The organism is Bartonella sp. A05 (genome assembly GCF_026930145.1).
Lineage (GTDB): Bacteria > Pseudomonadota > Alphaproteobacteria > Rhizobiales > Rhizobiaceae > Bartonella.
Map to the genome: position 1 here is coordinate 371,400 of NZ_JANHOJ010000001.1, position 21,959 is coordinate 393,358.

Annotated in this window: 17 protein-coding genes; 12 read left to right on the forward strand and 5 right to left on the reverse strand. The window is 41.0% G+C overall.

From position 1 onward, the window contains the following. Positions 1–10 precede the first annotated feature (10 nt). The 3 genes from lysA (at position 11) to NPX98_RS01480 (ending at position 4,887) form a co-directional block, all read left to right on the forward strand. A complete protein-coding gene (lysA, locus tag NPX98_RS01470) occupies positions 11–1,285 on the forward strand; it encodes a diaminopimelate decarboxylase (protein ID WP_269022199.1) in 1,275 nt (424 codons plus the stop codon). A 115-nt stretch (positions 1,286–1,400) separates the two neighbouring features. Beyond that, positions 1,401–3,827, forward strand: a complete 2,427-nt coding sequence (locus NPX98_RS01475; protein ID WP_269022431.1) for a TIGR02302 family protein — start codon at positions 1,401–1,403, stop codon at positions 3,825–3,827. A gap of 268 nt (positions 3,828–4,095) precedes the next feature. Then, positions 4,096–4,887, forward strand: a complete 792-nt coding sequence (locus NPX98_RS01480; protein WP_269022201.1) for a class I SAM-dependent methyltransferase — start codon at positions 4,096–4,098, stop codon at positions 4,885–4,887. Positions 4,888–4,900: 13 nt separating this feature from the next. On the opposite strand, the gene NPX98_RS01485 is transcribed toward NPX98_RS01480, so the two are convergent. Then, on the reverse strand, positions 4,901–5,584 hold the full coding sequence (locus tag NPX98_RS01485) for a response regulator transcription factor (protein ID WP_269022202.1): 684 nt from the start codon (positions 5,582–5,584) through the stop codon (positions 4,901–4,903). Positions 5,585–5,651: 67 nt separating this feature from the next. Between NPX98_RS01485 and NPX98_RS01490 the strand changes: the two genes are divergently transcribed. Next, the gene (locus NPX98_RS01490; RefSeq protein WP_269022203.1) at positions 5,652–6,215 is read left to right on the forward strand and encodes a L,D-transpeptidase family protein; all 564 of its coding nucleotides are present in this window, start codon (positions 5,652–5,654) and stop codon (positions 6,213–6,215) included. Here the strand turns inward: NPX98_RS01490 and NPX98_RS01495 are convergent. Both NPX98_RS01495 and tsaD read right to left on the reverse strand, forming a co-directional pair. Beyond that, on the reverse strand, positions 6,212–6,640 hold the full coding sequence (locus NPX98_RS01495; protein ID WP_269022204.1) for an EVE domain-containing protein: 429 nt from the start codon (positions 6,638–6,640) through the stop codon (positions 6,212–6,214). The two genes, NPX98_RS01490 and NPX98_RS01495, sit on opposite strands and share 4 nt — an antisense overlap. 127 nt (positions 6,641–6,767) lie before the next feature. Next, positions 6,768–7,862, reverse strand: coding sequence for a tRNA (adenosine(37)-N6)-threonylcarbamoyltransferase complex transferase subunit TsaD (tsaD, locus tag NPX98_RS01500; RefSeq protein WP_269022205.1), 1,095 nt, complete (start codon positions 7,860–7,862; stop codon positions 6,768–6,770). A gap of 354 nt (positions 7,863–8,216) precedes the next feature. Between tsaD and NPX98_RS01505 the strand changes: the two genes are divergently transcribed. The 3 genes from NPX98_RS01505 to NPX98_RS01515 all read left to right on the forward strand — a co-directional run bounded on the left by NPX98_RS01505 (position 8,217) and on the right by NPX98_RS01515 (position 11,851). After that, the gene (locus NPX98_RS01505; protein WP_269022206.1) at positions 8,217–9,446 is read left to right on the forward strand and encodes a COG4223 family protein; all 1,230 of its coding nucleotides are present in this window, start codon (positions 8,217–8,219) and stop codon (positions 9,444–9,446) included. Between the two features lie 11 nt (positions 9,447–9,457). Beyond that, positions 9,458–11,002, forward strand: a complete 1,545-nt coding sequence (locus tag NPX98_RS01510; RefSeq protein ID WP_269022207.1) for a heme biosynthesis protein HemY — start codon at positions 9,458–9,460, stop codon at positions 11,000–11,002. A gap of 93 nt (positions 11,003–11,095) precedes the next feature. Continuing rightward, the gene (locus NPX98_RS01515; RefSeq protein ID WP_269022208.1) at positions 11,096–11,851 is read left to right on the forward strand and encodes a glutamine amidotransferase; all 756 of its coding nucleotides are present in this window, start codon (positions 11,096–11,098) and stop codon (positions 11,849–11,851) included. Positions 11,852–12,212: 361 nt separating this feature from the next. On the opposite strand, the gene NPX98_RS01520 is transcribed toward NPX98_RS01515, so the two are convergent. After that, positions 12,213–16,922, reverse strand: a complete 4,710-nt coding sequence (locus NPX98_RS01520) for an NAD-glutamate dehydrogenase (RefSeq protein WP_269022209.1) — start codon at positions 16,920–16,922, stop codon at positions 12,213–12,215. A 273-nt stretch (positions 16,923–17,195) separates the two neighbouring features. On the opposite strand from NPX98_RS01520, the gene NPX98_RS01525 reads away from it, so the two are divergent. The 4 genes from NPX98_RS01525 (at position 17,196) to rpsP (ending at position 20,371) form a co-directional block, all read left to right on the forward strand. Then, positions 17,196–17,846 carry a carbonic anhydrase gene (locus NPX98_RS01525; protein WP_269022210.1) on the forward strand — a complete coding sequence of 217 codons (651 nt, stop codon included), beginning with the start codon at positions 17,196–17,198 and terminating at the stop codon, positions 17,844–17,846. A gap of 251 nt (positions 17,847–18,097) precedes the next feature. Next, the gene (ffh, locus tag NPX98_RS01530) at positions 18,098–19,645 is read left to right on the forward strand and encodes a signal recognition particle protein (protein WP_269022211.1); all 1,548 of its coding nucleotides are present in this window, start codon (positions 18,098–18,100) and stop codon (positions 19,643–19,645) included. Between the two features lie 24 nt (positions 19,646–19,669). Continuing rightward, positions 19,670–19,972, forward strand: coding sequence for a chorismate mutase (locus tag NPX98_RS01535; protein ID WP_269022212.1), 303 nt, complete (start codon positions 19,670–19,672; stop codon positions 19,970–19,972). Between the two features lie 42 nt (positions 19,973–20,014). Next, positions 20,015–20,371: a 30S ribosomal protein S16 gene (gene rpsP / locus NPX98_RS01540; protein WP_269022213.1), complete on the forward strand. Its 357-nt coding sequence runs from the start codon at positions 20,015–20,017 to the stop codon at positions 20,369–20,371. A gap of 204 nt (positions 20,372–20,575) precedes the next feature. Here the strand turns inward: rpsP and NPX98_RS01545 are convergent, their stop codons facing one another. Then, complete coding sequence (locus tag NPX98_RS01545) at positions 20,576–20,800, reverse strand: DUF1674 domain-containing protein (protein ID WP_269022214.1); 225 nt, start codon at positions 20,798–20,800, stop codon at positions 20,576–20,578. Positions 20,801–20,906: 106 nt separating this feature from the next. On the opposite strand from NPX98_RS01545, the gene htpX reads away from it, so the two are divergent. Further along, a complete protein-coding gene (htpX, locus tag NPX98_RS01550; protein WP_269022215.1) occupies positions 20,907–21,956 on the forward strand; it encodes a zinc metalloprotease HtpX in 1,050 nt (349 codons plus the stop codon). Positions 21,957–21,959: the final 3 nt, after the last annotated feature.

Consider the following 21,959-nt stretch of genomic DNA (forward strand, 5'->3'; position numbering starts at 1 on the left):
AGAGGTTTTAATGCATTTTTTTTCTTATCAGGAGGGTGTGCTTCATGCTGAAGGTCTTTCGCTTGCTGCTCTTGCACAGAATATAGGAACACCTTTTTATTGTTATTCGGCTGGCGCATTGGTTGCGCATTTAAAAGACTATCAGAATGCATTTCGAGATATGCCCAGTCTCATTGCTTATGCGGTTAAGGCGAATTCTAATCAGGCTGTTTTACGGCTTTTAGCAGCAAATGGAGCTGGGGCTGATGTGGTTTCGGAGGGTGAGTTGCGCCGCGCACTTGCTGTTGGTATTCCTGCTCATCGTATTGTTTATTCTGGTGTTGGCAAAACAGTTGGGGAGATAGATTTTGCCTTGGCGCACGATATTTATTGTTTTAATGTCGAATCTGAGCCGGAACTGGAGCAATTATCAGCACGTGCTGTTGCACTTTCAAAAACAGCGCGCATTTCATTGCGCATTAATCCCGATGTCGATGCAAAGACGCATAAGAAAATTACAACGGGAAAGTCCGAAAATAAATTTGGTATTCCACTATCATTAGCAGGGGATGTATACAAAAAAGCAGCTCAATTACCAGGTCTTCATGTGTGTGGTGTGGATATGCATATTGGTAGCCAGATCTGTGATTTGAAGCCATTTGAAGATGCATTTCTCATCACTGCGGATTTTGTGCGTCAATTATGGAGTGATGGTTATGCGATAACCCATGTAGATATTGGGGGTGGGCTCGGTATTCAGTATGGAAATGAATCTCATGCTGTGCCGTCTCCTTTTGATTATGCTGCATTGGTGGAGAAATATATTGCACCTTTAGGAATTAATATTATCTTAGAGCCTGGGCGTAGTATTGCTGGTGCAGCCGGTGTATTGGTAACATCTGTTCTGTATATCAAAAAGGGGAAGGGGCGGAGTTTTGTTATTGTTGATGCGGCAATGAATGATTTCATTCGTTCAACACTTTATGACGCTTGGCAGAATGTGGTTCCTGTGAAGAAAATGGCGGAAGATGCTCCCCTGATCTGTGCAGATATTGTCGGTCCAGTTTGTGAAACCGGTGATTATTTAGGATTGGATTATTGTTTGCCTGTATTGGCGGCAGGGGATCTTTTAGTAGTCACAGGAGCGGGAGCTTACGGGGCAGTTATGGCAAGTACTTACAATAGCCGACTTTTGGTGCCGGAAGTTTTGGTTCAAAATACATATCATGCGGTGATTCGCCCGCGTCTTGATTATGAACAATTGATAGGATTTGATCGTATTCCAGATTGGATTGAGAGCTGTTAAATGCCTTTGATCTCATTGTCACTCAACTTTTATGAGATAATTTATTGGGTGGAAATTGTTTTATATGGATCTTATGATCCTGACACACGACTATAAAAAGGACAAATGTGTATCTATGGGAGATGGAAGCATCAAAAGTTTTTCGAAAATAAAGCTTTTGTGTGTGCGCATTGTGGCTTGGTGTGTGCTATTTTTTGAAAGGATATGGTTGCGGCTTTTGCCTTTTGTGCTGGTTCTTAGCCTGCTGTGTTCATTGAGTTGGTTTGGCATTTTTAACCTTCTGAATTATTGGTCGCATTTATTATTGCTTGCGTTAGTGTTTTTTGCTGCTGTATGGAGTTTGTTTCCGCTTTTTGGTTTCCGCTTGCCCACAATCAAGGATATTGATCGCCGTATTGAGCGCGCAAGTGGGCACAAACACCAACCTTTAAGTGTTCAAAGAGATCATTTATGCTCTGAAGATGATGAAGGTTTTCGTGCGATTGTTTGGCGTGAACATCAGCGCCGTATGTCAGAGCAATTACATCATTTGCAAGTCGGTTTTGTCTATCCCAATAGCGCTTCTTATGATCCTATGGCTATTAGGGCTTTATTTATTTTACTGTTTGTATGTGCTTTCAGTTTTTCTTTTAGTCCATCAGGAGGGCGTTTAACAGATGCTTTTGATTTGCATCCTATGGTTGATGAAGTATCTATGCGGATTGATGCTTGGATTACTCCACCTGCTTATACGGGTGTTGCTCCCATTTATTTAACACGAGGTGAAATAACACAGTTTGCGATTCCTGAAAACAGTGATGTGGTTGTGCGCGTTGTCAATGATGCAGGTGTTACGGTAAAGGCTATATCTGAAGAGGATGGGCACAAGGTTTTACTTGCCGAGAAACATGAAAAAACATCTTTAAACGATCCAGTTGTTCATTTTGAAACACGTTTAGAACGTTCAATAAATTTGTCTGTATCATCGCGTCATAAGCAATATAAATGGCATTTACAGATGATGAAGGATCAGTCACCAACGATTTGTTGGTTGGAAAAACCAGGGCGGATTTTAGCTGGATCATTAGAGCTTCAGTATGAAATGGATGATGATTATGGCGTTACGAAAGCTTTTGTTGAGATAGAACCTCTTTTTAATCAGAGCAAAGATGCTGTTCCTTTATATAAAGCACCTGAAATAGAGCTTCTTTTAGCGCACAATGGAAAAGGAAAAATGCGGATGGTACAAGATTTATCAAGCCATCCGTGGGCTGGCGCGGAAGTTAAAATCACTTTGGTTGCAGAAGATGGCGCTGGTCAGCAGGGACGCAGTAAAACTTTTGTGATGACATTGCCGCAGCGTATTTTTACGAACCCTGTCGCTCGTGCAGTGAGTGAACAGCGTCGGTTATTGGCTCTTGATGCAGGTGCACGAGAGCGTGTTCTTGATATGCTTTCTGCTTTGCTTGCGCGCCCGGAACGTGGCCTTAAAAACGCAACGCATTTCCTTGTTTTACAAAGCGCATGGACAAGGCTTTCTATGGCAGAAACAGAAGACCAAGTGCGTGATGTGGTTCATTATTTATGGCAAATTGCCTTAGGCATTGAAGGCGATCAGTTTGAATCAGCTCAAAAAAGATTAAAGCAAGCACAGGTCGCTTTGCGTGATGCGCTGCGTCATGGTGCTTCAGATACAGAAATTGAACGACTTATGGCAGATTTGCGCCAAGCTATGGATGATTATATTCGTGCTTTGGCTGAAAATGCGCCAGAAAATAGCAATTCTGGTGATACCGATCTTTCTGCGGATACATTGTACAAAAAGCTCGATTCAATTGAAGAAATGGCCAAAATAGGCTCTTCTTCTGCCGCAGAACAGCTTTTGGCTGAAATGGAGCAGACTCTTGATCATTTGCAAGTTCGGAAAAGCAATTCAGCAGAAGAGCAGAATAATAGCCAAACAGATCGGATGAAAGAAAAGATGGATCAGCTTGGTGATTTGATGCGTCGGCAGCAAGAAATTCTAAATGATACACATCGTTTAGAAACTGAACAACGACATGGAGAAATGATGCTGAAAGATTTAAGAAGTTGGAGGAAAGCTTTGAAAAATCGTCAGGCTGAATTGCAGTCTGAATTATTGGCACTAGAAAGAGAATTGTCGGAGCAAGGTATTGAACAGAGTGATGCACTGAAAGAAGCAGAAGAAAAAATGAATTCTGCAAAGAATGATCTCGATCATGGAAATCATGAAATGTCATTGCAGAACCAGTCTAGAGCTTTAGAATCTTTGCGGCAAGGTGCTCAAAGTGTTTTGAAAACAATGCGTGAGGCGCTTCAAAAAGCAGGAAATAATCCAAATATTACGCCTGGCCCTCAAGACCCATTAGGACGTCCGCTTTCTTCAGAAACTGAGCAAGACAAAGGGAAGACGCCTGTACTTCAAGACAGTGATCGAACGCGTGCACGGCAGATTTTGGAAGAAATTCGTAAACGCTTGGGCAAAGAGCATATTCCAGAGGTAGAAAAGAACTATCTTGAAAGATTGCTGCGTTTTAATTAATCGGTTGGTTTTTTATCGATATGGGAGAAGGTTTATTGGAAGCTTTTATGGGGTGAGAAATCCAAAGATATGGTAAAATATCTTTGATGGCAGTGATCACAAAAATGGTGTGATTACGGGAGTGGTATGATTGCTGGTGGGTTACTTGATTTGAAAGAGTAAGATATTAAGATTTTTACTTTTTAGGAGAAAAGACAAGAACGCATGTGGAATTGAATGTGTGCAGATCTATAACAACTTTTAATTTGTTTCTACTGGGTACGGTAAATTGGATATAGTTACACTTAGAGATTTTTATGCTTCGGCACTTGGTCGTCGGGTGCAGGAGACGCTTTGTGCTCAGTTAAATTTGTGTTGGCCGGATCTTGTTGATAAACGGGTTATGGGTCTTGGTTATGCACTCCCTTATCTTTCTGCATTGCGCAAACGAACACAATTGTGTTTTGCTTGTATGCCTGCTGCTCAGGGTGCTTCGCCTTGGCCTGACTCTGAAAAGGTGGCTACAGCACTTGTTTTTGAAGAAGATTTGCCTCTTCCTGATGTTTCAATCGACTGTATTTTGTTGGTACATGCACTTGAATATACGGAAAATGCACGCGAAACACTGAATGAAATATGGCGTGTTTTAACTCCCAATGGTCGTTTGGTTGTGATTGTTCCCAATCGCAGGAGTATTTGGGCGCGCAATGACCGAACGCCTTTTGGCTATGGCCAACCTTATAGTCGACAACAAGTTGTTCGTTTGTTTGAAGAAACAAATTTTACTCCCGGATCTGTACAGGAGATTGTGCATTATACGCCTTCTTCAGGCTACGCATCGCGGTTGTTTTTGTGTCTTTATGAGCCATTTATCCGTCATCTTTTTCCTTATTTTGGCGGACTGTTAATGTGTCAGGCGCAAAAACGTATTTATCAAGGATCGTTTTTACAGCGTCGTCAGTCACGACGTATTTTTATTCCTGCATTGTCGCCACAAGCGTGTAAGAGGTCTATTTTGTCTTGCTCTGATCTCATTGCTAATAAAGAAAAAGTGGTATCAAAGCTGTTTTTACAACAATGATTGCAGATAAAACCTAAAGATTAAGGCGGTATCCATTGTTATCTGTAATGAGAATTTGTGCATTGGAAGGATCTTTTTCGATTTTTTGTCGCAAACGATAAATATGGGTTTCTAATGTATGAGTGACAATATCTTCATTGTAGCTCCAAATATGTTTCAATAATGTTTCGCGACTTACGATTTGGTTTCTAACCTGATAGAGATATTTCAGAATCGCTGTCTCTTTTTCGGTGAGGCGAATTTCATTGTTATGTTGATCAATGAGAAGCTTTTGTCCGGGTTTGAAAGTATAGGAACCAATTTGAAAAATTTTATCTTCATTGGGTTCGTATTGACGCAATTGGGCGCGGATACGCGCTAACAGTACAGCAAAGCGAAAAGGTTTTGTCACGTAATCATTAGCGCCCGCTTCAATGTTTAAAATAGTATCACAATCTGTGTCACAGTCAGTAATCATGATAATGGGAGCACGAAATCCTTGAGTGCGTAATTTTTTAACGGCTTCACGGCCATCAAGATCAGAAAGACTGATATCAAGAATAACCAGATCAATATTTTTTTTTTGGGCTATTGTGATCCCTGCTACAGCTGTTTTTGCTTGGAGAACTTCAAATTCATTATGTATTTGCAATTGTTCTACCAGAATAGGGCGTAGATCATCGTCATCCTCAATAATGAGAAGAGTAGAATTGTTCATTTTTTCCCTCTATAAGGCATGTTTGCGTTATGATTAGTGGAAAGCAATTTCATGAAAATGAGATTTCATGCAAGTTAAATTAAAAAAGAAATCCTATAAAAAATCAACTTTTGTGACTTCTATAGAGGTTCGTCAAAAGGCAGGTATCCGTACGCAGGGTATTCTGTGTGTTGGTCAGCATCGTTTTTTATGTGCTTTAGGGCGGTCTGGGATTTCTGCTTTGAAGCGCGAGGGGGATGGTGCTACACCTTTGGCGCGGATGCGTTGTTTAGGGGGATTTCGCTATAATTTTTATCGTTCTTTTCCGCACACAGTTTTGTCTTTTCACCGCATTCGAACATACGATGGTTGGTGCAATGCCAGTGGTGATGCCAATTATAATCGTTTGGTTCGTCTTCCTTATCCGAAAAGTACTGAAAAGATGCAGCGTGAGGATGGTCTTTACACTATTGGCTTGATCTTGGATTGGAACGTCACCGAACGAAAAATGGCAAGAGGGAGCGCTATCTTTATGCATTTAGCGCGAGATAATTATGCACCAACAGAAGGATGTATTGCATTGTCTCGACGTGATATGGAGCGACTTTTGCCTTATATTCATAGGAGAACAAGCATTGCTGTTTTAGGTTAAAACATTTCTCGTTTAAGTCCACCCATCGCGCAGACCTCTTTCCATTCATCTTCTGTAACAGGTTGTACCGATAAGCGCATGGCTTTGACCAAAGTCATATTGTTCAGTTTTGGGTTCGCTTTGACCTGTTTTAATGAAACGGGGATTGGCATATCGCAAACAGCGCGAATATCTACGCATTCCCAGCGCGGATCAAGTGTTGTAGAATCAGGATGTGCTTCTGCACAGACTTCTACAATACCGACAATTTCTAATCCTTTATTAGAATGATAAAAAAAGCCTTTATCACCATATTTCATAGCACGCATGTTGTTTCGGGCCTGGTAGTTGCGCACGCCATCCCATTGTTCGCCACAAGCGCCTTTTTGTTTTTGCATATCCCACGACCATTTATGGGGTTCAGATTTAAAAAGCCAATAAGCCATTTGATTTCCTTTTCTATCAATATAATGCGTGTTTAGAATTTATGTGGTGAATAATGAGTGTTTGAATGGTCCTGCAAAAAGGTGTTTTGGATTTAAAACAGTGTTCATAATAGATGCTTTTGTTCTATTATGCTTTTGTCCCACGGCGTCCTGTTCCGATCAAAGGAGTGGCTTTTTCATCCAATGGCCAGCGTGAACGAGGCGCGATATCAAGAGAGCTTGTTTGACCCCGTATAAGCCGTTCTGCACCAGCAAAAGCAATCATGGCAGCATTGTCCGTACAGAGAGAAAGAGGAGGAGCAATAAATTCAAAGCCATATTGGTGAGAACGTGCTTGTAACGTAGCACGAATGGCTTGATTGGCTGCTACTCCGCCAGCAACAACCAAAGCAGGTGGGCGTTGTCTTGGGTGATGAGAGAAAGGATAGTGGCGGATAAAGTGTTGTAAAGCCAAATCAACGCGATCTTGTAATGTATCGGTGACGGCAGCTTGAAAGCTTGCGGCAATGTCAGCAATATCACGTTCTGTAAGAGGGGCTATAGCTGTTGCAGCTTGTCGAACAGCGGTTTTTAGACCGGAAAAAGAAAAATCTAATCGTTTTTCTCCTTTTAAAGGTCGAGGGAGAGGGATGCGATTTGGATCACCGGATAGAGCAGCTTTTTCAAGTGCGGGGCCTCCAGGATAAGGGAGGCCTAGAAGTTTTGCTGTTTTGTCGAAAGCTTCTCCTAGGGCATCATCAATTGTGGTTCCTAAACGCTGATAATTGCCTACACCATGGACAAGGATCATCTGTGTATGGCCACCTGAGACCAGCAGCAATAAATAAGGGAAGTTGACATTATGGGTTAGCACAGCTGTTAAAGCATGTCCTTCCAGATGATTAATAGCAATAAAAGGTTTTCCAGTTGCAAGCGCCAGAGCTTTTGCACTCATAAGTCCTACGAGTAGTCCTCCGACTAAGCCAGGGCCACTTGTGGCAGCAATCGCATCAATTTCTTTGAGCTTTGTATTGGCTTCTGTCAGTGCTTTGAGAATCAAACCATCGAGAATTTCCACATGGGCACGAGCAGCGATTTCAGGAACGACACCGCCATAAGGTGCGTGATTATCAATTTGGCTCCAAACAATATTGGACAGAATACGGCTCATTCCTTCATTATCACGTTCAATAATCGCAGCAGCAGTTTCATCGCAACTCGTCTCTATTCCCAACAGGCGCATTCGGGTTAAACCTTATGTTGAAAGATTCTCTAAAATGTCGGTATCATGGCAAGCCAAAAATGCCAAGAGCTACTCTTAAAATTGGCGTTGGCTATAGTTACTAAGGTGTATGATAAATCCTAGTTTCACATAATCTAGTTTTGGAAATAGAACTTATACAGGAGTTGAAGAGCTAAACATCTTTTTCATGTATTTTTTAGCATGCACTGTTGCAGCAATGCTAAAGCTTTTTTTAGCTTTTGACTGTAATATACGATGAAGAAAATATGAAGTAAGCTCTTCAAAAAATGTTTGGTTTTTAAAGTTTTCTTTAGTTTATTATAAACTAAAGTGTGTGAGACAAAGGTGACAATGATGGCAGATTCTTCAAAAACGAGAAAAAAACCGCATTATACCGGTGTAAATCGTAAAGTGCCTGTGATTGAGCATGAAGCCATAGACCATGACTCAAAGCAACAAACGCAAAAACCAGCAGATCCAATCAAGATGGAAAAACAAAGCAAGAAAAGTGAAGAGAGTGAAGAGTGTGTATACACATCTGGCGTATCTTGGATTCGCTTGTTGCTTTCAGGAGTTATGGGTGGTCTCATTACCTTAAGTTTGTGGATAGGGATTCAATGGGCAAGCTTTCTCCCTTCTTTTGTAACAAGTGATCGCGTTGCAGGAGAGCAAGCTTTGCAGATGGTGGAAAGCTATAAAAAACAATTTGAAGAAACGATAGAACGGTATGAGCGTGATCTTCAAATGTTGAGAGAAAAAGTAAGTCATGTTACTAAAGAGTTGAATACGTTGAAGACAACTTTTGATTCTTTTGCATCACAACATCTTAACCCTTTTCAAGAGGATAAGGTTTCTCAAGAAGAGAATAAGCAAGCTTTTACGGTTTTAGAAGACAAAGTCAGTGTTCTTGAAAAGCAAGTGCAAAATTTGGTTCGAATGACACAAGATATGAAGTCAGATTTTCTTGTTGGACAAAGCAATCAAAATGATCTTGTTGCATTAAAGAAACAATTAGATAATATGCGGGAAAAAATTGATACTAAGAGTGCTGAGAAAAATGAAACAAACACAGCGATGTTTATTGCGATCATTGCGTTAAAAAACGCTGTGGATCGGGGTGGGTCTTATGTCAATGAATTGGAAATCGTACAGCAGTTTTTACCGTTGGCTGAGGGGCTGGATTTGTTGCAAAAAACAGCAAGCACAGGTCTTCCAAGTTCTGCTAAACTGTCGGCTGATTTTGCAGATGTTGCGGATGCGATTGTGCGCACGCAAAGTATGGTTGCGTCAAAAGATGATTTTTCTGAACAAATATGGGCGTGGATAAAAGGTTTAGTTGTTTCACGACCGGTGGGAAATGTTGAAGGTACAACAGTTGGTGCAATTGCAGCGCGAATGGAAGTGGCCATTCAAGTGGGTGATTACGAAAAGGCTTTAGCCGAATGGCAAACATTGCCCCAAAGTGCTAAGGATGTTTCGGCCGATTTTATCCATAAACTTGAGCGATCCCTTGCTGTTCATCGTGTTCTTCAGAAATTGTTGGTTTTTGTACAACAAGAGGCTTCCAAAGTAACAAAGATGTAAATAGGGCTAAAATGATCCGTGTTTTTATTTATCTTTTTGTTGTGTGTGTACTTGGCGTCGTTTGTGGGTGGGTTGCTAATCATAATAATGTTATTGTGATAACATTTTTAAATACGCGATTTGCAGTTTCATTCGCGACATTAATAGGCGCGTTTATCTTATTTTTAGGGATATTAGCGTTTTTATGGTGGCTTTTGTGTGTTGTGTTTTCTATACCCAAAGTTTTATCCAACTATTTTCATACCCGCCACCAGAAACATGGTCGTGAAGCACTTTCACAAGGGCTTCTTGCAGCCTTTGCTGGCGATTATGTGACTGCGCAAAAAATGGAAGCACGTGTATTAAAGTATCTTATAGAAAATGATGAACCGTTGGTTAAACTTTTACAAGCTCAAATCTTCTTTTTGCAACAAAATTCCCTTCGTTCCATTGGTCTTTATGAGGAAATGCGAAAAGAACCACTAACGAGACTTGCTGGGCTTTATGGTTTATTTCGTGAAGCTGTCAATACGAAAGCTTATGAAGCAGCACAGCAATATGCAGAAGAAGCACTGGCTTTGTCACCAGCACTTTTGTGGGCTAATCAAGCTGTACTCGATCGATTGAGTGCTGAAGGGAAGTGGGACAAAGCGCTTGATATTTTTGAGAAAGCACAAAAAGCTTTACCTCGTTCTGCTCGTTTTACTGAAGAGCGTAATCATACACATGCTCTATTGTTAAGTGGAAAAGCACTTCACTTGTTTGAGACCCACCCTGTAGCAGCGCGGACGATTATTTTAAAAGCACATAAATTAGAGCCTGATTTTGTGCCGATAACGGTGATTACGACAGACATTCTTTATAAATTAAATGAATCCCGAAAAGCCGATAAAATGATTATTCAAGCTTGGAAAAAAGAGCCCCATCCTGATCTTGGATCGCTTTATCTTGAAAGAGGACAAGGAGCGGTTGGGCGTTTGAAAAGAGCAAAGGCTCTTGCTTCTCATAATCAGGACACATTTGAGTCAGCATTTCTTATTGCTAAAGCTGCTCTGGACGCCGGTGAAGTCGAATTAGCGAGAGAACAGGCACAAAAAGCACTGCACTTTCATCCACGTGAAAGCGCTTATTTATTATTGGCAGATATCGAGGAAGCACGAGGAAATGATCAAGGGTTAGTGCGTCAGTGGCTCTCAATGGCATTGCATGCAGAACGTGATCCGACATGGATTTGTGATGGCATTCTTTTCTCTTCTTGGTCTGTGGTTTCTCCAGTCAGTGGGAAATTGGGCTGTTTTGAATGGAAAGCACTACCGCGCAAATCTCCTGTAACGTTAGAAGCTGATAACAGTATGCTCAAAGAGGAAGGCAAAGAAGATATCGTAACGGAGATAGCTTTTGTTGGGGACAAGTCGTTTGCAGAATTACCACCTATAGAAGATGATTTTTTACATGAATCTTCAACAAAACAACGGGATAAAAAGACATTTAATCAGATACGTTTAAATGTTGATGATCCAGGGGTTAAAACAGAGGAAGATGCTCCCTTGTCGAAAGAGAAATTGCGATTATTTTAAAAAAAGAATTATGGTGAATATTGTTTATGGGAAGTGTTTTCTTGTGCGTTAAAAAATAAATTGAGCTGGGGGGTGAAAGTGGTTGGTTGAAAAATGTTTTTAGTAGAAACGTGTCTTGGTAAAAGGCAAAAAAATAATCCTCCAAGAATTGCTGTGGTTATTCACCGTCAATCTGTATATACCGGCCGCTTAGGGCGATTTTTGCAACATAATGGTTTTGTTCTTGATGTTTACCGTCCTCTTTTAGGGCAGAAGCTTCCACACACATTAGACCATTATGTCGGTGTTGTTATATTAGGCGGCCCGATGAGCGTGAATGATAAGGACGCATATATTTATGAGGAAATTGATTGGATTTCTTTAGCGTTAAAAAATGATAAGCCTTTTTTAGGTATTTGTCTTGGAGCACAGATGTTAGCACGAAATCTAGGTGGGCGTGTCGGTGCGAGAAGCGATGGAACTGTTGAAGTTGGTTGGTACCCACTCGCAGCAACGCCACAAGGTAAAGCGCTTATGGATTGGCCAGAGATGGTTTATCATTTTCATGATGAAGGGATTTATGATTTGCCTCAAGAAGCGGTTCTTTTAGCAACAGGTCAAGCATACCCTACACAAGCCTTTCGTTATGGAAATAATGCATGGGGTCTGCAATTCCATGCTGAATTTACGCGTTCCATGATGCAATATTTGGTTATGAATTCGGCTGATAAATTGACCGAAAAAGGTGCGCAACCCGCTATTGCGCATTTAAAAGGTCGTTTAATTTATGACAATGCTTTACGTCAATGGTTTAAAAATTTATTGCTACGGATTTTTGGTGCCCCTTGTTGCATGGCTTATGAGCGTTAAGAACAGTGCTTAATGATTCAAAAAGAGAAGTTTCCACTGTGTTTATGCTCTTGTACAGTCTACAGATCGGAAAAGTAGTGTATTAAAGCCGGATACTTTGATTTTTGTACGGTCTGTGTTCTTCGTATCCGTTTTTTTTCTTTTATAATGAAAGTATTTCGGATAACAAAATTAAAACGCACTTCCATTTAGTATGGTGCATTTCCATTCCCTATGCAGCATTCTGTTTTTGCATGCGTCAAAATCTTTAAGCATTATTTCATATTTTATGTCCTAAATACAGATGCATCATTTGCCCAAACATTGTTTATTACGCATGATTGGGCAAAACAGTTTTTTAGTTTTTCTGTTTTATCCCATTTCAAGTTTGGAAGGTAGCGTTTTTGAGCTGAGCAATCATGCTTGCTGCAAAGGTAAAGCGAGAAATATTGAGATCATTTTCAATGAGTGCACCAATTCGGTTGACGACATTATGAATTTGATTTTTTTCTGCTTGACTCCAAGCTATAAATGGATCGTTCGCATTGCCATAATTTCTGAAGATTTTTATAACGATTTGTCGCAAGTTTTCAGCAATATTTTCTTTGGCTTGGCTTAAGGCCATAACGTCATAATAATCAAGAACAGGAATTGTACGGCTTGCTTCGCTAATACGATTTATACGAATAATTTGTGCAAGAGAGAAATAGACTTTTGCAGTTTTAATAAGGTCGCTGTTGCTTTGCTTTGCAACTAAAGAAATATCGCAAATCATTGGGGCAACTTCCAAGAGTGCTAATTGTTTCGCTAAATTTTTCGGTGCTCCTTCTGCATTGTATTGTCCTGCTTTTTCTTCAATTTTTTGATGAATATCTTGATCATTGGAGTCTGTAATTTGTTTTTCAATAATGTTACGGGCGTTTTTAATTGTTTTCACAAGTTCTTCTAATGGGGCAGATAGATCCATATTGCGCAAGCCCCAATCAGTTGTTTCAAAAAGCATTGAGGTAATTGCTGCGTAGAATTTATTTTGAATAAGACCAGGGATTTGATTATCAAGGCTATCAATCTGATCTGAAAGCTCAGGAATTTCAAAACCATCGCGTATGGCGATGAAAACGCGAATAATGTTTTCAATCTTTTGTCCTGTTGTATCTTGTAGGCGATGGACAAAAGTAAATCCTCCACGATTAACAATATCATTGGCAAGAAGGGTTGCAATAATATCGCGACGCAGTTGGTGGTTAATGATTTCCTTCTCAAAAGTTTTTTGGAGTTGAATTGGAAAATAGCTTAAAAGGTGTGTGTTGAAATAACTATCATCGACAATAGGATTATGGGTAATTTCTTCTTGCAAAGTTAATTTAGCATAAGCCAAAAGAACAGCGAGTTCTGGACGTATAAGACCTTGGCCCTGGGCGACTCTTTGACGCAAAAATTGGTCATTCGGTAGAACTTCAACTCTACGATCCAGAAGTTTTTTTTGTTCTAGATCGAGCATGAAGCGCGTTTGGTAAGGCCAATCAACAACACTTTGACTTTCGGCTAAGGAAAGAACAAGAGTTTGTAAATAATTGTTGCGTAGGACTAATTGTTCTACTTGAGGCGTCATATCTTTTAATAGCTTATTGCGCACTTCACGAGTGAGCGTTTTTGCACGCATTGCTGCTGCGAGAACGATTTTGATGTTAACTTCTAGATCGGAACAATTGACGCCTGCGGAATTATCAATGGCATCGGTATTGCAGCGCCCGCCGTTTAAAACATATTCAATTCGACCACGTTGGGTTAGACCAAGATTAGCACCTTCGCCAATGATTTTAGCGCGCACTTGTTCACCAGTAATGCGCAAAGCATCATTGGTACGATCACCTACTTGCGCATTGGTTTCTGTTGTTGCGCGTATATAGGTACCAATGCCACCAAACCATAAAAGATCAACGGGTGCTTTTAGAATGGCTGTGATAATTTCAAAAGGCGTTCCTGTTTGTTTTTCGAAGCCAATAGCTTGTGCTGCTTCAGGCGAGAGCGTAATGGTTTTGGCTGTACGTGAGAAAATACCACCGCCTTTTGACAATTTCGTTTGGTCATAATCTTGCCAACTTGAGCGAGGGAGTTGAAACAGACGCATCCGCTCTGCATAGCTTTCAGCTATATTCGGCTCTGGATCGATAAAGATATCGCGATGATCAAAGGCGGCGATCAGCTTTGTTTTCTGGGAAAGTAACATTCCATTTCCAAAAACGTCACCCGACATATCGCCAACCCCGACACAGGTAAAGGGTGTTGTTTGAATATCGTGATTAAACGATTCCCGAAAATGTCTCTTGACAGCTTCCCATGCGCCTTTTGCTGTAATGCCTATGGCTTTGTGATCATAGCCTGCTGAGCCTCCAGAGGCAAAGGCATCATCAAGCCAAAAGTTTTCCGCTTGGCTGATAGCATTTGCAGTATCAGAAAATGTTGCAGTGCCTTTATCTGCAGCAACAACAAAGTAAGGATCATCACCGTCATGACGAATGATATTGTGAGGTGCAGTTATTTTGCCATTAATCAGATTATCGGTAATGGAAAGCAGTGCTGTGATATAGCTAATATACGCTTGCCGTGCAGCTTCTGCTACGATAGCACGATCGTTTGTTTGGGGAAGACAATGGGGATAAAAACCCCCCTTTGCACCAACAGGGATAATAACTGCATTTTTGACTTGTTGAGCTTTAACCAAATTTAATACTTCAGTACGGTAATCTAATGCACGATCTGACCAGCGAATGCCACCGCGGGCAACTGGGCCAAAACGTAAGTGAACCCCTTCAACTTCTGGTCCATAAACAAAAATTTCTCGGTAAGGCCGTGGTTCAGGTAAGTCATCAATTTGACGTGGATTCAGTTTGGTTGCTAAGATACGCCGTGGGCTACCATTTGGAAGAGGGGTAAAAGCATTCGTTCTCAAGCTTGCTGCAATGAGATTACGATAACGGCGTAAAATGAGATCATCATCCAAACCGGGTACCTTTTGTAATTTTTCTTCGATACGCTGTTGAATGCTTTGTTCGTTGTTGATACGTTCTGTTTCTGTATAGCTTGGATGAAATTTCAAATGAAATAACGCATAAAGATCTTGCGTAATGTCGGGATAGGTATTTAATGCTTGTGCGACGCGTTTTTGTGAATAAGGAATGCCAGCTTGTTGGAGATAGCGCCCATAATGGCGCAAAATAACAATTTCACGCCAATCGAGTTGAGCTGTTTGTGTTAGGGCATTAAAGGCATCATTATCGGCATCTTGAGCCCATACGGCTTCAAATGTTTCAGCGTGTTTTGAGCCGTTTTTATCCAGGTCGATACAAAGTTGGAAAGCACTTTCGAGCTGCATATCATGAAGGTAGACGGATTGTCCGTGTCCGTCTGGCAGTTTAAGCGTTTGTTCGGCAATGACGCGAAAGCCCATATTTTCAAGGAGTGGGACGCGTTTAGAGAGGGCAAGTGCTTTATGGCGGTGAAAAAGCCTAAGAGAAATTGTTTGTTTTTCTTTATTATGGGCATGATAAAAAGTAACGAAAAGAGGCTTTGTATCATTAAGACTTAGAATGTAACTTGCATCTTCAATCGCATTTTCTGCTGAAAACAAGTCGTGATAGCTATTAGGAAATTGGCTGGCCAAGAGCGTTTGTTGGTTTGTTGCTTGGCGAATAAGAGCTACAGCTTGAACACTATCTTCCCAACTTTGTGTTATAGAACGAACATTTTGTTCAAGTGTGGTGCGTTCAATAATAGGAACGCTATCACTTCCTTTGCGATGGATGGTATAATGAACACGTATAAGCGTGCTTTCTAAAAAGAGTGGATAGGATTCAAAAAAATCACCTTGGTATGTGCTCACAAAATACGCGCCAATCTTCTCGCGAATAGTGCTGTTATATTGGTCGCGTGGCACATAGACAAGTATGGACACAAATCGTCCAAAAGGATCAGCATGAGCGAGCACACGTAAACGTGGACGCTCGTCTAATTGTAGAATAAGTTCGGCATTTTCTGTCAAAGTATCAACGTTGGAGCGAAACATTTCATCTCTTGGATAAGTTTCTAAGACGTTAATGAGTGTTTTTCCAGAATAGTCAGCACGATTATATCCAAGACGTTGAATAATATTTTCAGCCTTTTCTTTTAAGAAAGGAATTTGAAAGATTGAATGTGTGTAAGCTGAGGAGGTAAACAATCCGACAATGCGCAATTCTCCGCATAGATGATTTTCTTTATTAAAGATTTTAATGCCAACGTAATCAAGCCAAGTCGGGCGGTGAATTTTTGAACGGCTATTAGCCTTTGTCACAATCAGGAGATTGTCGCTTTCCATAAAAGAGAGGATCTCCTGAGGAGGTTCTTCTATGCGTGCATCACCGATAATACGAATAGAGGCATTCGTGAGAATACCCAATTCAGTGTTTCCTGCTTTAAAAGCTTCTGTGGGTTTTTTTCCTTTGGTGAAGTTATAAGTGCGCATTCCAAGGAAGATAAAATTATTGTCCATAAGCCATTTAAGAAACTCAACGGTTTTTTCACCCTCTTTTTGATAGCTTGATGGGAGACTCGTTTGATAGGCATGGATATGCTTTTTGACTTCTTCAAGCATGGGTTTCCAGTCTTGCACAGCGGCATTGACCTGTTCGAGTACCAAAGCAATTTCATCTTTGAGTTTTTGGATCTTTTGTGTGCTTAATGATTCAATGTGGATTTGCATCAGACTGGTACGCTGTCCAGAGGCACAATCAATGACAGGATGTGCAATCAAATAAATGTGGTTCGTATGCTGATTGAATACATTTAAAATAGAATCAAGCAGGAAGGGTTTGTTATCATTGACAAGTGTGATAACGGTTATGGGTTTATCATTGCGGGTTAAATTGTGTTCAAAGCAGATGGTGTTTTTTCCGCTCTGATGTAGATTGAAGGATTCAGTAGCGATGATCGCAGCTTTTTGGAGTTCTTCTTCTTTATAACAAACTATATCTTCTTTATCGGTATGAGCAAAGAGAATCTGTTTAATTTTATCAGGATTGCTCTTTACATCTGATGCTTCTTGTTTTGACACAATACTCTTCCCTTTTTTGCTTTTGGTGGCCTTTTCTCTTCACAAGAATAGGCCATTATGCTAGATCTTTGTATCATGTAGCATCTTCTCTTTGAAGGGAATAGTTATTTAAGATAATATAAAATTATTTTTCCATTTTATATTTACAATGAAAATTTTAAATATTCTAAGCAAGTATTTTGCAGAGATGGAATGATATTATTTATAATAAAAGGATATTTTTATTCAATATTGTTTTATAACTTTCAAATATACTATGAAAGTCAATATATAATGACGTGTTTTCCAAAAAGACTGTTAATCGGTTATCAGTCCTTTATAAAAAATCATTTTTCTCATAAAATAGATCATTATCGGCAATTGGCGGATGAGGGGCAAAATCCCGATATTTTAGTAATTGCTTGTTGTGATTCACGTATCATACCAGAAACGATTTTTGATGCTAGGCCGGGTGAAATTTTTGTGCTGCGCAATGTAGCAAATTTGGTTCCACCTTTTTCTCCTGATAATCAATATCATGCAACATCAGCAGCCATTGAATTTGCTGTGCAATTTCTTGAGGTTAAGCATATTGTTATTTTAGGACATGCACATTGTGGGGGGATTAGTACTGTTCTTGATGGGGCATGTCAGTCTTTATCATCGGATGATTTTATTGGGCGGTGGATGAGCCTTTTAGCGCCAGCAGGGGAAGCAGTTGCCAACAATGAGTTTTTGACTGCAGCGGAGCGGCAGACAGCATTAGAGCGTATTTCTATTCGTTATTCGTTGAAGAATTTAGAGACATTTCCATGGCTGAAAACGCGCAAAGATCAAGGTATTTTAACAGTGCATGGCGCTTGGTTTGATATTTCAAGCGGTGAATTGTGGAGTATGGAACAAGAAACGGGCAATTTTCTGCGCGTTAAAGATGGGATTTCATAAAAACATTTTTTGTTATGATTCTTTTGTGCAAAAAGGTGCGGTGTGATAAATCTTGACAAAGAAAGGTTTTTATTGTTTGAAAGAATGGGCATTCAGTAACAGGAACTAACTTGGAGCCACCGACTGGGACCCCACTTGCGGGTATAAAAAGATCCCAGAGGTCAACACTCGACGACGCGGTGCGTTCTCGGGTGCTCTTTTGGTTTGTTTCTGTTTTTGTGTGTTTCTTTGTGCAGAAATGAGGTAAATTAATGTTTGAGTCTTTGCAAGAACGGCTTGGTTCCATTCTGTCCAATTTGACAGGGCGTGGGAATTTATCAGATCAGGATGTCACAACGGCATTGCGCGAAATTCGTCGCGCTTTATTGGAAGCCGATGTTGCGCTTGATGTTGTGCGTTCTTTCACGGATAGAGTTCGCGAAAAAGCTGTTGGATCTGCTATTGTTAAATCCATCAAGCCTGGCCAAATGGTTGTTAAAATTGTTCATGATGAACTTGTTAATATGCTGGGAGGTGAAGGCGTTTTAAGTGATCTAAATGCACCAGCACCCGTTGTGATCATGTTGGTTGGTTTGCAAGGTTCTGGAAAAACAACAACAACCGCAAAGCTTGCAAGGCGTTTAACCGATAAACAAAATAAAAAGGTTTTGATGGCGTCTTTAGACACACGTCGTCCTGCTGCGCAAGAACAGTTGCGTCAATTAGGGGAACAGGCGCAACTTGCAACCTTACCCATCATTGAAGGCCAATCGGCTGTTGATATTTCTGCACGTGCAGTGCAGGCAGCTAAATTAGGTGGTTATGATGTAGTGCTTCTTGATACTGCAGGACGGAACCATATTGATGAAGCTTTGATGTGTGAGTTATCCGAGATTAAGGCTTCTTCGCTTCCCCATGAAATTATGTTAGTTGCTGACAGTCTCACCGGTCAGGATGCGGTTCGTCTTGCACGTTCTTTTGATGAACGTGTAGGAATTACAGGTATTATTTTAACACGTATGGATAGTGATGGCCGCGGTGGTGCTGCTCTTTCAATGCGTGCAGTTACGGGCAAGCCAATTAAAGCGATTGGAGTTGGTGAAAAAATAGAGGCTTTGGAAGAGTTTCATCCCAGTCGTATTGCAGATCGTATTCTCGGTATGGGAGATATTGTTTCTTTGGTTGAAAAAGCTGCAGAAACGATCGACCATGAAAAGGCTGCTGCTTTGGCCAAAAAGATGAGGGCTGGTCAGTTCGATCTGAATGATCTTGCGGAACAATTACGTAAAATGAAACAGCTTGGGGGAATGGGGGGCATTATGGGAATGCTGCCGGGTTTGGGAAAGTTGAAAGATCAAATTATGGCTGCGGGTTTTGATGACCGTCTTTTTAACCGTCAATTGGCTATTATTTCGTCGATGACGCCTGAAGAGCGTGCTAACCCTGAGCTTTTGAAACATAGCCGCAAGCAGAGGATTGCGAAAGGATCCGGTACGAGTGCAGCGGATATTAATAAGCTTTTAAAAATGTACCGCCAAATGGCTGATATGGTGAAAGCCATGGGGGGTAAGGGCAAAGGCAGTTTTATGGGAAAGCTGTTCGGGGGGCTTGGTTCCAAAATGGGATTTGGTGGTATGGGTACTCCTAGTGAATTGCCTGATTTATCAGGGCTTGATCCGGCTCAATTATCAGCACTGCAAAAGCAGGTCGAAAATGGTCGTGGAGAGAAAGTATTGCCCGGTCTTCCTGGAAGCAAATTAAAGCTTCCTGGCCTCTCTAATAGTGGAGGAAAATTCCCTCAATTTCCTAAGAAAAAATAAGGCGTCAAGAGAGGAGCAGGCCTTATGCAGAAAACGATTCAAGATGAGTTGGTGCGTTTACGAGCATCCATTGATAATTTGGATGCGGCATTGGTGTGTATTTTAGCAGAGCGTTTTCGTTGTACGCAGGCGATCGGCGTTTTAAAAGCGCGTTATGATTTGCCTATGATAGATCCTATGCGCGAACAAATTCAGACTGTGCGTTTGCGACAATTAGCCATAGATAGCCATCTTGATCCCGATTTTGCAGAACAGTTTTTGAAAATCATCATTAAAGAAGTCATTCGTCGTCATGAAGCAATTGCTGACAAGCAAAAAACGCAGTGAATTAGTTTAGACGAAAACTAAAGCTGATAATAGGAGAAAAATATGGCATTGAAAATTCGTTTATCCCGTGGTGGTTCAAAAAAGCGTCCTTACTACCATATTGTTGTTGCGGATGCCCGTAGTCCGCGCGATGGTCGTTTTCTTGAGCGTGTTGGTGCATGGGATCCAATGTTGCCTAAAGATGGACCACGTGTGAAACTTAAGGAAGAACGTATCCAATATTGGCTTGGTCAGGGCGCTCAACCGACAGATCGCGTTTTGCGGTTTTTGGACGCTGCTGGTTTGAAAAAGCGTCCAGCACGCAATAATCCACGCAAAGGTGAGCCTGGCAAGAAGGCGCAAGAGCGTATGGCTGCAGCAAAACAAGCTGCCGAAGAAGCTGCATCACAAGAAGCATAATAAGTTACATGTAATATTGACATGTAACAACAAAGTGTGCATTAAGAGCTTATGCATAATCAGCGGTCATCTCCATTTTTGTGTGAAAGCTGCTGATTTCTCTTTTACGGTTGTGATGCAGACCTGTATCGGTGTTGTGCTTACCTTTTTTGGCTGCAATGTGCTTATTTTTAAAAGCGGTTTGGATTCTTAATTTTGCGTTTTTTAAAAATCAATAGCCCGGCCTTTTAGTTCCCAGTCTCCATAGCGTGCAGGGTCTTTGCCGCCGCGACCACCGTTTTCTATGGGGGGGGGGTCATTTGTTTCGCTTTTGCGTCTTTCTGCAGCTTCTTTTAGGGCGCGTTGTGCTTCTGGGGGGAGATGTTTCTGCTGTGTAGGAGCATACGCATCAATAATTGACTTTCTGATTTCTTTGCCTTTTTTATCCATTTTATACCTATATTCTCATCCATTTTACATCTATACTCCATTGAATAAGGAGAAAGAAAACCCCATCATATAGAAATAATGATATTTTATCATGGAGTTTTAGACAATGAATATCATGCGCACAGCAATACTTGTAGCTTTTTTGACCGCTCTTTTTATGGGAGTTGGTTACCTCGTTGGAGGAGGCAATGGTATGGTTATTGCGCTTTTAATGGCAGGTGGCTTAAACTTTTTTTCTTATTGGAATTCCGATAAAATTGTTTTGAGAATGTATGGTGCGCGTGAGGTTGATCAGCATTCGTCGCCCGTTTATTATAAGATTGTGAGTGAATTGGCTCAAAAAGCTTCCCTTCCACAGCCGAAAGTTTATATCATTGATAATGCTCAACCGAATGCTTTTGCGACGGGGCGCAATCCGCAGAATGCAGCTGTTGCGGCGAGTACAGGGCTATTGCAACAGTTGAGTACAGAGGAAATTTCTGGTGTAATGGCTCATGAGTTGGCGCATATTGAACATCATGATACGTTGACCATGACTCTTACTGCAACAATTGCAGGGGCAATTTCAATGCTTGGTAATTTTGCTTTGTTTATGGGAAGATCACGCAATTCTTCAGATCAGTCTCAGGGTTCTGGGATGATTGGAGGAGTTATTGCCCTGTTTGTGGCGCCTTTTGCTGCTATGCTTGTGCAAATGGCTATTAGTCGCACGCGCGAATATGCCGCAGATCGGCGGGGAGCTGAAATATGCGGCAATCCCTTATGGTTGGCTTCGGCTTTAAGTAAGATTGCAGGCGGTGGACATGCCGTGTATAATGAAGAGGCAGAGCATAATCCAGCAACAGCTCATATGTTTATTATTAATCCTTTGCGTGGTGAGGGAGCTGATAGTCTTTTTTCTACGCATCCAGCGACCGCAAATCGTATTGCAGCTCTTTATCGGCAGGCGGAAGAAATGAGCGGATCATTGGCTCAGGGCATAAAGTGGGATGCGGAGAGTAGAATTTTTGAGAAAAATGGGAGCTTAGACTATCAAGATCTGAAATTAAGTGCTAAGAACAACGCATTCAGTGATCAAGAAAAAAATATTCTTCGCCGGGTAACAAATCGCCCCGCTTGGCTTCGTCATAAAAGATCAAAAGGGTCTCAATCATAAAGG

Coding starts and splice junctions, on each gene's coding strand:
- lysA (WP_269022199.1), top strand. CDS start 11: ATGCATTTTTTTTCTTATCAGGAGGGTGTGCTTCATGCTGAAGGTCTT.
- NPX98_RS01475 (WP_269022431.1), top strand. CDS start 1,401: ATGGGAGATGGAAGCATCAAAAGTTTTTCGAAAATAAAGCTTTTGTGT.
- NPX98_RS01485 (WP_269022202.1), bottom strand. CDS start 5,584: ATGAACAATTCTACTCTTCTCATTATTGAGGATGACGATGATCTACGC.
- NPX98_RS01490 (WP_269022203.1), top strand. CDS start 5,652: ATGCAAGTTAAATTAAAAAAGAAATCCTATAAAAAATCAACTTTTGTG.
- NPX98_RS01495 (WP_269022204.1), bottom strand. CDS start 6,640: ATGGCTTATTGGCTTTTTAAATCTGAACCCCATAAATGGTCGTGGGAT.
- tsaD (WP_269022205.1), bottom strand. CDS start 7,862: ATGCGCCTGTTGGGAATAGAGACGAGTTGCGATGAAACTGCTGCTGCG.
- NPX98_RS01505 (WP_269022206.1), top strand. CDS start 8,217: ATGGCAGATTCTTCAAAAACGAGAAAAAAACCGCATTATACCGGTGTA.
- NPX98_RS01510 (WP_269022207.1), top strand. CDS start 9,458: ATGATCCGTGTTTTTATTTATCTTTTTGTTGTGTGTGTACTTGGCGTC.
- NPX98_RS01515 (WP_269022208.1), top strand. CDS start 11,096: ATGTTTTTAGTAGAAACGTGTCTTGGTAAAAGGCAAAAAAATAATCCT.
- NPX98_RS01525 (WP_269022210.1), top strand. CDS start 17,196: ATGACGTGTTTTCCAAAAAGACTGTTAATCGGTTATCAGTCCTTTATA.
- ffh (WP_269022211.1), top strand. CDS start 18,098: ATGTTTGAGTCTTTGCAAGAACGGCTTGGTTCCATTCTGTCCAATTTG.
- NPX98_RS01535 (WP_269022212.1), top strand. CDS start 19,670: ATGCAGAAAACGATTCAAGATGAGTTGGTGCGTTTACGAGCATCCATT.
- rpsP (WP_269022213.1), top strand. CDS start 20,015: ATGGCATTGAAAATTCGTTTATCCCGTGGTGGTTCAAAAAAGCGTCCT.
- NPX98_RS01545 (WP_269022214.1), bottom strand. CDS start 20,800: ATGGATAAAAAAGGCAAAGAAATCAGAAAGTCAATTATTGATGCGTAT.
- htpX (WP_269022215.1), top strand. CDS start 20,907: ATGAATATCATGCGCACAGCAATACTTGTAGCTTTTTTGACCGCTCTT.